Source organism: Muricauda sp. SCSIO 65647, from assembly GCF_021534965.1.
GTDB lineage: Bacteria > Bacteroidota > Bacteroidia > Flavobacteriales > Flavobacteriaceae > Flagellimonas_A.
In genome coordinates this window covers 3,500,335-3,513,491 of sequence record NZ_CP091037.1, presented here as the reverse complement: position 1 = coordinate 3,513,491, position 13,157 = coordinate 3,500,335, and the positions used below count along the sequence as shown (strand labels likewise).

General features: G+C 41.8%; 13 protein-coding genes. 7 read left to right on the top strand and 6 right to left on the bottom strand.

Features of this window, described 5'->3' with window-relative positions; genetic code table 11:
* Positions 1–23: 23 nt before the first annotated feature.
* Together L0P89_RS15595 and L0P89_RS15590 are read right to left on the bottom strand one after the other, a co-directional pair.
* Positions 24–1,832, bottom strand: a complete 1,809-nt coding sequence (locus L0P89_RS15595; protein ID WP_235266042.1) for a hypothetical protein — start codon at positions 1,830–1,832, stop codon at positions 24–26.
* A gap of 433 nt (positions 1,833–2,265) precedes the next feature.
* Entirely contained in the window at positions 2,266–3,735 is a 1,470-nt protein-coding gene (locus L0P89_RS15590; protein ID WP_235266041.1) for a leucine-rich repeat domain-containing protein, read from the bottom strand.
* A 193-nt stretch (positions 3,736–3,928) separates the two neighbouring features.
* Here L0P89_RS15590 and L0P89_RS15585 point away from each other — a divergent pair, with 193 nt between their 5' ends.
* Positions 3,929–4,261: a hypothetical protein gene (locus L0P89_RS15585; protein ID WP_235266040.1), complete on the top strand. Its 333-nt coding sequence runs from the start codon at positions 3,929–3,931 to the stop codon at positions 4,259–4,261.
* Between the two features lie 47 nt (positions 4,262–4,308).
* Here the strand turns inward: L0P89_RS15585 and L0P89_RS15580 are convergent, their stop codons facing one another.
* The 4 genes from L0P89_RS15580 to L0P89_RS15565 form a co-directional block, all read right to left on the bottom strand.
* Positions 4,309–5,754, bottom strand: coding sequence for an NADP-dependent isocitrate dehydrogenase (locus tag L0P89_RS15580; RefSeq protein ID WP_235266039.1), 1,446 nt, complete (start codon positions 5,752–5,754; stop codon positions 4,309–4,311).
* A 259-nt stretch (positions 5,755–6,013) separates the two neighbouring features.
* On the bottom strand, positions 6,014–7,069 hold the full coding sequence (locus tag L0P89_RS15575; protein ID WP_235266038.1) for an NAD(P)-dependent alcohol dehydrogenase: 1,056 nt from the start codon (positions 7,067–7,069) through the stop codon (positions 6,014–6,016).
* A gap of 172 nt (positions 7,070–7,241) precedes the next feature.
* A complete protein-coding gene (locus L0P89_RS15570) occupies positions 7,242–7,829 on the bottom strand; it encodes a hypothetical protein (protein WP_235266037.1) in 588 nt (195 codons plus the stop codon).
* 97 nt (positions 7,830–7,926) lie between these two features.
* Positions 7,927–8,496: a 2'-5' RNA ligase family protein gene (locus tag L0P89_RS15565; protein WP_235266036.1), complete on the bottom strand. Its 570-nt coding sequence runs from the start codon at positions 8,494–8,496 to the stop codon at positions 7,927–7,929.
* 210 nt (positions 8,497–8,706) lie between these two features.
* On the opposite strand from L0P89_RS15565, the gene L0P89_RS15560 reads away from it, so the two are divergent.
* From L0P89_RS15560 to L0P89_RS15535, 6 genes are all read left to right on the top strand, one after another.
* The gene (locus tag L0P89_RS15560; RefSeq protein WP_235266035.1) at positions 8,707–9,204 is read left to right on the top strand and encodes an SRPBCC family protein; all 498 of its coding nucleotides are present in this window, start codon (positions 8,707–8,709) and stop codon (positions 9,202–9,204) included.
* Positions 9,205–9,274: 70 nt separating this feature from the next.
* Entirely contained in the window at positions 9,275–10,378 is a 1,104-nt protein-coding gene (locus L0P89_RS15555; RefSeq protein ID WP_235266034.1) for an MBL fold metallo-hydrolase, read from the top strand.
* A gap of 152 nt (positions 10,379–10,530) precedes the next feature.
* Positions 10,531–10,914, top strand: coding sequence for a hypothetical protein (locus L0P89_RS15550; protein ID WP_235266033.1), 384 nt, complete (start codon positions 10,531–10,533; stop codon positions 10,912–10,914).
* 3 nt (positions 10,915–10,917) lie between these two features.
* Complete coding sequence (locus tag L0P89_RS15545) at positions 10,918–11,568, top strand: NAD(P)H-binding protein (protein ID WP_235266032.1); 651 nt, start codon at positions 10,918–10,920, stop codon at positions 11,566–11,568.
* 134 nt (positions 11,569–11,702) lie between these two features.
* Complete coding sequence (locus L0P89_RS15540; RefSeq protein ID WP_235266031.1) at positions 11,703–12,194, top strand: SRPBCC domain-containing protein; 492 nt, start codon at positions 11,703–11,705, stop codon at positions 12,192–12,194.
* A gap of 19 nt (positions 12,195–12,213) precedes the next feature.
* Entirely contained in the window at positions 12,214–13,122 is a 909-nt protein-coding gene (locus L0P89_RS15535) for an oxidoreductase (protein ID WP_235266030.1), read from the top strand.
* The last annotated feature ends 35 nt before the right edge of the window (positions 13,123–13,157 follow it).

The window sequence follows — 13,157 nt, the reverse complement described above, 5'->3', positions numbered from 1 at the left end:
CATAGTTGTTTTATACCTCTATACTATAAAAAGCCTCCTAGTATTTTCAGCGCCTCTTTCAATTCAATGTCAATAGAGGCCGACAAAAAATATGTGGACTCGACATTGGTGGCATTACTCAGTGGGTGTGTCTCTTCCGTTTTGTAAAATAAGAATCCACCATTCAGTCTAATCATTCGATTTATGCGAAAGCCCAGTCCAACAAATGGCGAGCCCACTCCAATTAGATTTTTGTAATTGTCATCATAACTGCCCACCCTTTGGGCAACTCCAAAGAATATGCTGGTTCTCTTCAACCACATGTCAAGACCTTGTAAATCAGAGAATTTAGCATTTCTATTTACGGGACGTATATGAAAATTAAGGCCTTCAAACAGAAATGTGGAGCTTATTTCCGGGGCGACCAATATGCCAAAGTCAATTCCTACATAGGGTGTTTCTTTTGTGTCAATAGTTACAAATGTGTCGGTATCGGCCGTAAATGAAAAGGAAGTATAAACATCTTTTAAAATATTCACATTGACTTCCTTTTCGGCGTCAATATCAGCCTGAAAACTTTCAATAATTCTTACCTGTTCTAACCATTTTAGGAAATAACTGTTCAATGTTTCGAATTTTTTTGCAGGAACAAAAGAATCTCCGTTTTCTTTCTTTAAGTTTTGTATGCGAATAAAAGTAGCTAGCAGTAATTGTGCACTTTGTTGATCATATTTAGCAGTTTGCTCAATGATATTGCCCTTAATCTTAGCATTTCCGGTCAAAATTTCTAGAATATAGCTTTGACTTTTGTCCCGGACATCATCTAAATACATTGTAGGAAAAGAAGTTTTAGTTCTTTGAAAACCATATTCACTTCTTGAATAATCATTTAAGATAAACTCAAGCATACCTTTTAAAGTAATTTCAGGGTCTAAAACGGAGTTTACCGGTTTATCTAATTCTTCGGACAGAAATGTACTTGCCAAGATTGACTCTATCGCATTGACTGCACTTTCTTTGTTGGTGCTTAATTCATTGATGATTTTATATGCTATTTCAAATTTGGACCATTGATTATCTTTCCAATCGACAAAAAATAATTTTTTCTGTGCTTCTACTATTTTTTTATTGTAGTTGGCCAGATCATCAAATGATTTCTTTAAAGATTTATCCTTTATCAATAATTTACTAAGGTCAGTTATTACCTTGTCATCTTTATCATAAAGAGGAACATTACCTGTAGCCTGTTCTATCTGTTGGCTAATGTTTTCACGTAGTCTTATGATATCAGATTCTTTAAAATTAGTGTTCTTATAACTTACAGCACCGTCTATAGTAGTCAGCAATGAAAGTCTTAGCTTTTTGTTCTCAGCTTCTGGAAGATTTATATTCTCTTTAAAAATAAATTCAAAAGAATAATATTCGTTTGGATGTAGTTTTGGTGCAAAAATTTTAAAGCTTCCATTATGGACAATTGCTGAATCTACCTTTATGTATAAATCATAATTCTCATTAATTTCCTTTTTATCATCCTTATCTTTATTCTCAGCCTTTCTCTTTTTATAAACTGCTTTTAAACTATCTATGACTTCTTGTTCGTCTTCATTTGGTACAAAGAAGTAGTGTTTTCCAGGTTTGTAATTAATCAACTTGTATCTTACTTCAACTGTTTTTATTTTTTCATTTTTGGTTTTCCCATAAATGAAAAAGTGCTGATCAAACGGAATTTTTGATAAATCCTCAGACTTGAACTCACGAGCATCAACATCAAGATTTATTACAATTCTTTTCTGTTTTTGTCCAAAGCAAATACTGCATAATAACAGAAGGGCAAGAATGACTTGTTTATTCATTTATCAAAAAGTTAATCGTATCCAAATTTGACAACAGTAATTTAAGCAAGCAATACCCATAAACGGGTATTTTTTCAATAGATAAAACAAAAGGAAGTAAGCTAATGGATTGGGGTACTTCAATATAGACATTGATTGTATAAACCCACTACATAAAAACCTTAGACTTTCTGGGGTTTTTCTGCCATTTATACGCTTTTACTCACACAGCCTTGCTGCTTCCAGTAAAACAGTGTTCTATTTTCTTACATTTTGTATTTAAGGTTTGGCCAGTGGCCAAAGCTAAGATCACGAAAGATTGCTTGTTGGGCCTTTTAAGAAGAAAAATTCAAAGGAGAGCTCGTTATTTGGATTGAAGTGTACCGTTTCGATATCAAAACAAAATATCCCTAGTCATGCTCAGGACAATCTTCAGGCCATACATTACCTTTTTTTACGGGATATTGATGTTCCAGTTATGGTCATCGACCATTTCTTGTAACAATTCAATTTGTCGATCCAATATAACGGCCAATTCGTTAAAAATAATTTGTCCGTCTTTTTTGAGGTTATTTTCCTGCCCTTTGAAAACCGCATCGAGTAATGCCGCTTCATCTAAAAATCGGGAATCGGATAGATCAATAAAAGTAATGTTATCAAGACTTTCTGGAGCCGTAACCTGTTTTAGATGTACTGAAGACAGGTTAAGGTATTCTAACTTATCTTGTTGGCCAAGATCTAATTCTTCAATGTAATTGGCATATAAATTTAAGGTCTTGATTTCAGGATTGTTACTCAAATCAAGTTGGGTAAGTTTATTATTGGTGATGTAAAGCGTTTCAAGATTTACATTTGAATCAAGATGTATTTCTTCCAAATCATTCAATTGCAAGAGCAAGCTCGTCAATTTAGTGTTTTGAGTAACATCAAGAGTGCTCGTTTTGTGCCCTTTTAAGGATAAATGGCTTAATTCAGTAAAGATTGATAGGTTTAGATCTTCAACTATACCCGTTAGTCCAAGAAATTTCAAATGGGTCAAGGTTGATAACCCTTTGATCTCAGTATCAAAGTTATCGGAGACAATCAAGATCTCTAGCAAAGAATTTTGCGATAAATCAATAGCGGTCAGATTACCAAATCGAATACTTAAATGGTTCAGATTTGGGTAGTTTGCTATGATCGAATCTATATTGGTGAGGTCATTATCGCCTAGGTTGAGGTAATTCAAGTTTGGAAGGTCTTCCAATTGCAGCGTTTGAATATGGTCGCCTATGCCGTTACCCGTTACTTGAAGTTCTATTCCTTCTACTTCTTCCAAACTTGTAGTACTGATCGTGATGGTGTAATTCCCTGAAGCTGAATAGCGATGTTCAATTCTATCGCTTTGTGATCGAATTTCGTTGGGAGATTGCGCTACATACTCGCTACCATCACCCCAATCAATGTGATACAGGGAAGCTTCATTTGATTGTAACAGCGCCAAATCAATAAATCTGAGTTGGGAAGGGGGTTGGTTATCTGACCGTACCTGAAAGGTTGCCACCTGTTGATTTTTATAATGCCCAAATTGAAGAATAAATGGACTTTCTAAAGTATGGGTTTGGAGTGCTTCGCCTGTTGCGTACATTTTAATACGGCCAAAAGTGGAGTCGTCAACCTCGAGTACATAGGTTGCATCTACTTTTATGTCCAGTTCAATTTCTTCGACGGTGTCAACAGGAATGGAATTAGTGTAAACAGCGCTACCATTTTGATTGGTCACGACAAGGTCTGCAACACCCGAACTACCATTTGAGGTCTCTATTTTTAGCGCGATTTTTTGAAGATTTTGTTCGGCTGTCCCCTCTTCTTCACAAGAAAGAAGCGTAACCAAAAAAAGAAAAGAAATAACGCATGGACCAAGAGACTTGATACGAAAAGACATAAGGTTAGGTGTTTGTTCATTTCATAACGTTGGAACAAGCGTAATAGTGCCTTTCAATACAAAACTCAAGACAGGCACAATGTGGTACGTTATGGGAAAATCATAACATTCCCTTATGTTTTACATATAAAGTATAAATGGTAATATATGATTGAATTCCAGTAATTTCACGGTAAAACAAATGGTACAGACCATGGAGCACCAGAAAACCGTATCGATGTCTGCGAAAAAGACTTCAAGATGCCCCAAGTTGGCATCAACGGTCATTTGGGGTGCGGGAAACCGGCCATTGGACGAAACGGCCATCATAAAAGTGATCGAAGACACAGTAGGCGTCTATTGTGCTGTTGCGGTACAGCTTGAAAAAGGAAATCAGGTTAGGATCGGAATCAAATGTGAAGATGAGATGTTGGAAGGAAAAGGACTGATGCAGCTGTCTATTTTCAACCTGCTTGCCGTACTCTGCCAGAAGTTGTGCTTACGGATCTTGAACGTAGAGAACCAATTTTTGCCTGATTATGCCTAAAAAAATGGCCTCCCTAAAGAGGCCATCCGCTATATGGTGTACTGTTATTATTGCCCTTGACCAAGGGAAAACCCTAGCTCTCCGTCAAAGCGATATAAATTCTCTGTCTTGATGATATCAAACCCTGCTTCGTTTAGGGATGCTGACAATGCGACCACATCGCTGTAGGCCGCACTTTGGTCCATTTTCTTGGATGAATATCGACACCTCCAGTGATCGGTACAGAAGGTCTCCTCCATGCCACCAGGATATACCTTCACGCCCCGATTGGTGATCAGCTGCAATGAAAGATGCCCTGCGGTGTGTTCTGAAAGTCGATCACCGAGTTTCTCGGCATTTCTGCCCTCTTGGTCCCAGTCAAGAAAGATATCGACCCCCACCAACTCCTTTTTTGAGGGCTTTTCAGGAGCGTACTCGAACAATGCGGGCTGACTTGCCGTTGCGTACGAAACCACGGGCAACGTAGTTGGCGTTTGGCCCAGTCTTTCGATAACGGCGTCTGCAAAGCCTTGTGTGCCCACTTTTTGTTTACTGCTGGCCTCGTCATATAGATCGTAGGTATGAATACCATCTTCTAAAGTCTTCAACCAAGCGTTGTGTACCCTTTCGGCCACCTCAGGCTGCCCGATATAGACCATCATTTGAATGGCCCCGAGCAACAATCCCGATGGATTTGCCAGATCTTGGCCCGCTCTTCTGGGCGCGGAGCCATGAATGGCCTCGAACATGGCATAGCCACTACCCACATTGGCAGACCCCCCGAGTCCGACAGAACCCGTGATCTGGGCGGCCACATCAGACAAGATGTCCCCATAAAGGTTGGGCATCACCACTACATCAAAATTCTCTGGAGTATCGGCAAGTTTGGCGGCCCCGATATCGACGATCCAATGTTCTGATTCTATTTCTGGATATTCTTTGGCGATTTCATCAAAGGTGTTATGAAAGAGTCCGTCGGTCAATTTCATTATGTTATCCTTGGTGAAACAGGTCACTTTTTTTCTGCCGTAAGTCTTGGCATATTCGAAGGCAAACCGAATGATCTTTTCGGTTCCCGGTTTGGTGATCAGCTTCAAACACTGTGTAACCTCTTGTGTTTGTCGGTGCTCGATACCGGCATATAGATCTTCTTCATTCTCTCGAATAATGACCACATCCATCACGGGATGCTTGGTGCTTACAAAAGGGTGGTAAGAGATACATGGGCGCACGTTGGCGTAAAGGCCAAGCGATTTTCTGATGGTAACGTTCAAGCTTTTGAAACCACCGCCCTGGGGAGTGGTAATCGGGGCCTTTAGAAAAACCCGTGTGCGCTTGAGCGACTGCCATGCCCCTGGCTCTATGCCTGCCGTGTGTCCACGTTTATAAACGTTCTCACCAATTTCAATTTCTTCGGTTCGTATTTTTGCACCTGCGGCAAACAATATTTTGAGGGTGGCATCCATAATTTCAGGGCCGATGCCATCTCCCTTTGCAACCGTGATATCTTTCATATTTTTATTTTGCTGCAAAGTAAATGAGAATATATATTAAACAATATTAATATTATCTATACAATGCATATAAATGTTTTATGTATTTAGTGCGAACCCATCCTTGAATCAGGCCATTGATTGCCCAGCATTAAGGAACACCACCCTCTTAATCGTGAATCGTGGCCTTACCATTTCTAAAATCTGACATACTAGGGCGTTTAAGTACCTAATGGGTTTTGGTACCATACCCGCAAATGAAAGTGCTGTTGAACAGGGTCTAGTTCTTCAATGATTTCATATCGATCACAAATCGATACTTCACATCACTTTTGAGCATGCGTTCATAAGCCGCATTGATATCTTGTATATCGATGACCTCAATATCGGAGGTGATATTGTGCTCGCCGCAAAAATCCAACAACTCTTGTGTTTCGGCAATACCACCGATCAGAGACCCAGCAACGCTTTTGCGGCCCATGATCATAGGAACCGTTACCAACATGGGATCCAGGGGGCCCAAATACCCAACGACCACTAGGGTGCCATTGGTGTTCAATGTTCCGACATAGGGATTCAGGTCGTGTTCATAGGGAACCGTGTCAATAATCACATCAAAACGTCCCGCGGCTTTTACCATTTGATCCTCATCGGTCGAGATAATGATCTCATGGGCACCCAATGCCTTGGCATCATCTATTTTATTGGTCGAGCGCGAAAACAGGGTAACATGTGCGCCCAATGCATGGGCCAGTTTGATCGCCATATGCCCCAGACCGCCCAAACCGACAACGGCCACCTTAGAATCTTTGCCCACATTCCAATGGCGCAAGGGAGACCATGTGGTGATTCCGGCACACAATACGGGAGCAATCCCTGCCAAATCCAAGTTTTTGGGAACGCTCAAGACAAACGCTTCGTCAACTACGATTTTTTCGGAATACCCCCCATGGGTATCCGTATCTAAATGCTTATCATACCCCCCGTAGGTACCTACCCATTCGGGACAATATTGTTCTAAATCGTTCTTACAATTATCACACGTTCTGCACGAGTCTACCAAACAACCCACTGCCACGATATCGCCCACCCTGTGTTTGGTCACACCGTCACCTATTCGGGTCACTTTACCCACTATTTCATGGCCTGGCACGACAGGATATTGCGTCATGCCCCAATCATTGCGTGCAAAATGCAGATCGGAATGGCAAACACCGCAATACAAAATGTCGATCTCGATATCTTTTTCGGTCGCCTCTCTTCTAGGGATGTTCAATTGCTTCAAATCGGCATCGGCAGCCTCGGTCCCGTATGCCCTTACAGTGATAGTGTCCATTTTCTGAAATCTTAGCGTGTTCTTTAAAAGTACAAAAAGTTGTTGAGTATTTTGTAGTGTAAAAGGCACCCCACCCCCACCCTTCGATAAAAGCTTTGGGAGACGGACACCTAGTGAAAAAAGAAAATCAACCGATTTCGGGGAATACAAAAATGGGGCAACCACAAAATCATCAATACTGTCTAAGTGATTTTACATGGGCAACTATTTTTATGCCATGAATGACAGCTTCCACTTCTTCATTGAACATTTTTAGCCCTTTGACATGGTTCACCCCTTCTTGCGGAGAAATGGAAATCACATTGTGCTGCCGTTCTTCCTTGTCTATGGCCCTAATCTCTATAATACTGCCCATTCTGCTTACTCCTTTGACATCGAGCAATTCACCGTCTTCACCGATCGCCTTGACATCAAGTATGTTACCATCATCATCAATGGCTTTGACGGGATAGTACTTGTCGTTTTTCTTTACGACCATTTTTACGGGTATGGTTTGCCCGTGCACCAAAGCCTTGACACCTAAAAGACTGATGTCATGGGAGTCTTGTATGGCCTTTACATCATGATGGTTGCCATCACTATCAATAGCCTTGACGTCCAATAATTTGGCTTCAGGGAGAACGGCCTTGATATGCCAATAGATCACATTTTCTTTTGCACGGCTTTGTGACTGTACATTTGTGACCGGAAAGGTCAACGTCAAAAGAAGTAAAAACCCGTAACTTTTTAAAGCGCTTGAGAGGTATTTCGCTGTTTTCATTTTTTGCATATTGTCTCAAATCTATGATAGAATACTGACTCTGACCATGATAAAAATCAGGAGCCTATCCCCTTACAATACAAAGTGTTTTGACCGTTCAAGAGAGTCGTATGGCATGCTGCCAGTCCCAAGTCTTATATTTTGATCTTGAAACAAGGGTCAGCTGGTTTATTTCGATTTGTTTTGAAAAATCGTTTTCTTGAAAATACTGTAAACTATCATAGAGCATTTTCTTTCCGGTAGTTTTCGAAATGGTCATATGCGGATCATCCACAATAGTGAATGATTTCAGCTTTCCCTTAAGATAGTTGTCTTGCAAGAATTCGATCTCTCTATGTATGGCCTCGATAGCGCTGCTTTTTGAGACCTTCAGGTACAACGTATTTGACTTCTCGAAAACACCGAATCCGTCCAAGGTCAATTCGAATGCCTCCTTTTGCGATAACCGTTCAAAGACCTCTATAAGAAAATCTTGGTGCTTTGAATTCATTTTGAAACTTACAATGGAAATATGGGGTTTCGATCCAGAAAGAGGTTGCTTGCCGTATGAGGATTCAAATTGTTTTTTGAGCGCTGTGACTTCATCAAAAATAGGGTCTGGAGGTATGATCCTCAGATTGTAATACTTTATTTTAGAAGTAAAGATGGGTAAACGTAGTTGTTTCATGGAATAGCGATTTAATGGCCGAGACCCCGTTGACCTCTCAAATAAAATTACGGCATTTTGGTCATTGTGACGCCGTTTTTAAAATTAACACAAAACAAATTGTCAGAGACCGTAGGCCTGTAAAATGTATACGAGCTTTGGCAAAATGTATACGGCACCCCAACCGAAGTGGGCTATTTTTGTACTACCATTCATAACTATGGCGAAATAATGACAGGTTTAACATCGAAATGGACAATGGCAGCACTGGCCGTAATCGGCATACTGCTGTTTTTATACTTGATCGGGCAAAAATCGGTGCATACCGAGCTGGTCATCGAGGCAAGTCCGCAACAAATATGGGACGTTCTGATGGATGAGGAGGGCTACAAAGAATGGAACCATGTGCTATTCCCCGTAGCGGGTGAAATTGAACAGGGAAACAGCTTGCCCTATCATTTGATCAACCCCAAGGGTGAAACCATTGAATTTGAGTTTGAGGTAATACAATCGGTACCTCTTGAACTGTTGAACCAAAAAGGGGGCGTTCTGGGCGTATTCACCTTTGATCACCGCTACATCTTGGAGCCTTTTGGAAACCATACCAAGGTGACCCTACATGAAGATTTTAGGGGAATCATAGTACCCTTTTGGAATGTCGACTGGGTGCAACAGGCCTACATCGATCTGAACCAATCGCTCCGTAAATTTGTTCTCAAATCAAAATAAGAAAATTAAAAACCATATATTCTTTTAGAATTCTGACGCCTTGAAAACAATCAAAAAAATACTCATACGAATGCTACTGTCCATAGTCATACTCATTGCCTCGTTGGTAATCATTTATTTGGCCTTTGTAAATTTTTATCCCTCTTTCGGGGGTGACGTTTCCAAAGAACGAAAAGCGTTGTACCTATCATCAAAACAATTCAAAGATGGCGCTTTTGTCAATACCAAAGAGGATATTCCCGAAGATGCCAGTTTTTCTGAAATGCTTTCCATTGCCCGAAAGTTCTTCTTTCAAAAGGTTGAAAACGGCAGGCCCGAAAAGGAATTGGAGGTGCAAAAAATAGATTCCATTGCCCTTGCCGGCCATCGGGGTGGCACTCAGCTTGTTTGGTTTGGGCATTCTGCCTTTCTCTTGCAGATGAATGGAAAGAACATTCTCATCGACCCCATGTTTGGCAAAGTACCGGCCCCACACCCGTGGTTTGGCGCCAACCGCTTTACCAAAGAATTGCCCATTGAAATTGAAAAACTGCCAAAGATAGATGCCGTGGTCATTTCACATGATCATTATGACCATTTGGACTATGGGTCCATAAAAAAACTAAAAGACAAAGTCGAAGCCTATTATGTACCACTGGGTGTCGGTGTGCATTTGGAAGCTTGGGGGGTGGGCAGTGACAGAATCACTGAAATGGACTGGTGGGAAGAGACCATGTTCGAAGACATACAATTGGCCTGCACCCCAGCACAGCATTTTTCGGGCAGGAAGTTTACCAACGGCCAAAGCACCTTATGGAGTTCTTGGGTGATCAAATCTGACGGCACCTCGATTTACTTCAGTGGCGATGGCGGTTATGGGCCCCATTTCAAACAGATTGGGGAACAATATGGCCCTTTTGATTTTGCCATGATGGAATGTGGCCAATACAACAAAATGTGGCCCGACATTCACATGTTTCCCGAAGAAACGGCCCAAGCGGGGGTCGATGTACAGGCCAAAGCCCTAATGGCCATACATTGGGGGGCGTTTAAATTGGCCCTGCATTCATGGACAGACCCCATAGAACGGGTATCCAAAAAAGCCAAAGAGCTACAAATACCCTTGGTCACCCCACAGATCGGAGAACCCATTGTAATCGATGAACTGCCAAAACCAAATCGCGTTTGGTGGTAAGGTTTTGGATTTTGAAACGAAACGGCAAACCGCACCAAGGCACAAACAGCAAAACATATACAAGCTTCAGCAAAATATATACAGTGATTTTTTGGTAGCGCAATACTTTAGCAGAAAGAAAAAATCATATGCGACTGTTATCAAAAATTTACATGTTTCTTTTGCTCTTAATGTCAATAGGAATGTTGATTTGGGGCGTGGCGGGATTCTTCGAGTATTTCACGGGGATCGAGCCTTTTTTAAAATTACAGAACGATGCCTATCCGAGCGGAGTCCAGTTTGTACATTGGCTGCTGATCACCTTGGCGGGCAGTGCTTTTCTAATGGGTTATCTGGCAAAATGGAAATGGACCCCTTTTGTCATGGTGCTACTGTTTTCAAATCTAGCCGTTTTGTGCACCATCGAGACATTTGACTTTATGTCTGAACAATGGAGTTTTTCTTCCTATCTTGTAGAAATAGTGTCTTATGTCGTGCATTCGGCATTTCTTATGTTCTCATCGCTGTCCAAATCGCGATTTAAACATTTTCAGTAGCTTATGAAAAAAGTGATTATAGCGGGAGCATCAGGCATGATAGGCAACTTGATTGTGGAGTGCTGCTTGGCCTCCTCTGAAATAGCCCAAGTGACTTCATTGGTGCGCAAAAAAACGGGTGACGAACACCACAAATTAAAAGAGGTCATCATCGATGACTTTGGGGATTATTCGGCGCATGCCGATATATTCAAACAAGTGGATACCGCCTTCTTTTGCATCGGGGTCTATACCGGACAGGTACCCGATGCCAAATTCAAGGAGATTACTGTTAATTATGCCGTCGCCTTTGCAGAAGCCGTAAAAGTAGGCAACCCAAATGCCAGATTATGTTTGCTCAGTGGTGCCGGGGCCGACCGCACCGAAAAGAGCCGTACCTCCTTTGCCCGGTATAAAGGCATGGCAGAAAACCGGATTTCTGAACTGGGCTTGAAATTTCACGCATTTCGCCCAGGATACATATATCCCGTAACCCCACGCAAAGAGCCCAATGTGATGTACCGTATGATGCGGTTCCTTTATCCACTAATTCGTTTAGGGGGAAGCAGTAGCAGCATTAAGTCCACCGAATTGGCCACGGCCATGTTTCGTGTTGGCATGAATGGTGCAGACACTGAGATTTTGGAGAACAAAGCTATCCTATCATACTGCTAGCCCAGTATTTCCATACCCTACCCTTGCCGCCGCATAACTGGAAAATATATACAAGCTTGCGAGAAATCTATACGGTAATCTGTTGGTAAGGGAGGAAATTTGCAGTAGTTATCGAATCATAAACAATACACCGTATGGAAACTTCCAAAAACGAAACCGTAAAGGTGGAAAGGCTGAGTGCTTCGTACCGCACCATTTACACCGATATTATCATCGATGCAACCCCAGAACAGGTTTGGTCGGTTCTTACCGACACCGCCTCCTATAAAAAATGGGCCGCTTTCTTGGTGGACATACAAGGGGAAATCAAGGATGGTGAAAAAATCACGGCGATATTTCAAACCAATCCTAAAAAAGAAAAACGCACTACCATTGAGCACACTATTTCGGTAACGGACGGAAAGGAATTTTTCTGGGCCGAAAAAGGTCCGGGCGGCATTAGGGACAACCATCATTTTAGGGTTGAACCGACCAGCGATGGAAAAACCAGGTTTGTCCAGTCCGATGAAATCATGAAGGGAATTACCTGGTTGATGGGCGGTAACCTGTCTAAAATGTATGCCGAGGGCTACACGGCATTCAATCGAAAATTAAAGGCAGAGGTAGAACAAAGATTCAATCAATAATAGGTCAAAAAAAAGCATCATGGATTTCAAGCTAAAAAACATTCCAACACAACAGGGCAGAATTGCCATCGTTACCGGCGCCAACAACGGCATTGGTTTTGAGACTACTTTGGCAATGGCAAAATACGGGTTCAAAGTCGTGATGGCATGCCGCAATATGGCAAAAGCTGAAAAAGCCAAATCAGCTATTTTGCAAAAATCACCCGATGCAGATCTAGACATCTTGCAATTAGACTTGAGTGATTTGAACAGCGTAAGGGCCTTCGCCAAAAACTTCAAAAACAACTACTCTAAATTGAACGTGCTCATCAACAATGCCGGAGTGCTGATATACTCTGGCAAAAAGAACGGGGCCGGTATAGAATTGCAATTTGCCACCAATCACCTGGGCCACTTTTTGTTGACCAATCTGTTGATCGACCTGATGCCCGATGATGCGGCCTCGCGCATTGTGGCCTTGAGCAGCATCGCCCATAAAACCGCAAAGATTCACTTTGACGATCTGAATGGCGAAAACATTGATGATGCCGAAGCGGTCTATGGGCAATCGAAATTGGCCAATTTGATGTTTGCCGATGCACTGAACCGACAGCTAAAACAGTCGGGCAAAAAGATGGTCGCACTTGCCGTACATCCAGGGGGTTCAGACTCAGGACTTTTTGATGAAATGTCAAAAGTGAAGTACTATACGTTCAAGATTTTGTCGCCGTTCATTTTAAATTCCAATGCTTCAGCGGCCAAGCCTTCCCTGTTCGCTGCCTTGAGTACAGACGTTCAGGGAGGTGAATATTTTGGACCACAGGGTTTTAACGAGTTCAAAGGAAAAGTGGGCGTCGCCAAGCGAAGTGACTATTCGAAAAGGGAAGATGTGGCGACAAGACTTTGGCAATTATCGGAAAAGCTTACCGGTCAACCATTTATACTCTAGCATACGATTTAAAAAAATAGTATGTTTACTCCTAT

Excerpts from the sequence above, each read along its gene's own strand:
- L0P89_RS15585 (WP_235266040.1), top strand. The coding sequence starts at position 3,929 with ATGGAGCACCAGAAAACCGTATCGATGTCTGCGAAAAAGACTTCAAGA.
- L0P89_RS15595 (WP_235266042.1), bottom strand. The coding sequence starts at position 1,832 with ATGAATAAACAAGTCATTCTTGCCCTTCTGTTATTATGCAGTATTTGC.
- L0P89_RS15550 (WP_235266033.1), top strand. The coding sequence starts at position 10,531 with ATGTTTCTTTTGCTCTTAATGTCAATAGGAATGTTGATTTGGGGCGTG.
- L0P89_RS15545 (WP_235266032.1), top strand. The coding sequence starts at position 10,918 with ATGAAAAAAGTGATTATAGCGGGAGCATCAGGCATGATAGGCAACTTG.
- L0P89_RS15535 (WP_235266030.1), top strand. The coding sequence starts at position 12,214 with ATGGATTTCAAGCTAAAAAACATTCCAACACAACAGGGCAGAATTGCC.
- L0P89_RS15540 (WP_235266031.1), top strand. The coding sequence starts at position 11,703 with ATGGAAACTTCCAAAAACGAAACCGTAAAGGTGGAAAGGCTGAGTGCT.
- L0P89_RS15565 (WP_235266036.1), bottom strand. The coding sequence starts at position 8,496 with ATGAAACAACTACGTTTACCCATCTTTACTTCTAAAATAAAGTATTAC.
- L0P89_RS15560 (WP_235266035.1), top strand. The coding sequence starts at position 8,707 with ATGACAGGTTTAACATCGAAATGGACAATGGCAGCACTGGCCGTAATC.
- L0P89_RS15570 (WP_235266037.1), bottom strand. The coding sequence starts at position 7,829 with ATGAAAACAGCGAAATACCTCTCAAGCGCTTTAAAAAGTTACGGGTTT.
- L0P89_RS15575 (WP_235266038.1), bottom strand. The coding sequence starts at position 7,069 with ATGGACACTATCACTGTAAGGGCATACGGGACCGAGGCTGCCGATGCC.
- L0P89_RS15580 (WP_235266039.1), bottom strand. The coding sequence starts at position 5,754 with ATGAAAGATATCACGGTTGCAAAGGGAGATGGCATCGGCCCTGAAATT.
- L0P89_RS15590 (WP_235266041.1), bottom strand. The coding sequence starts at position 3,735 with ATGTCTTTTCGTATCAAGTCTCTTGGTCCATGCGTTATTTCTTTTCTT.
- L0P89_RS15555 (WP_235266034.1), top strand. The coding sequence starts at position 9,275 with ATGCTACTGTCCATAGTCATACTCATTGCCTCGTTGGTAATCATTTAT.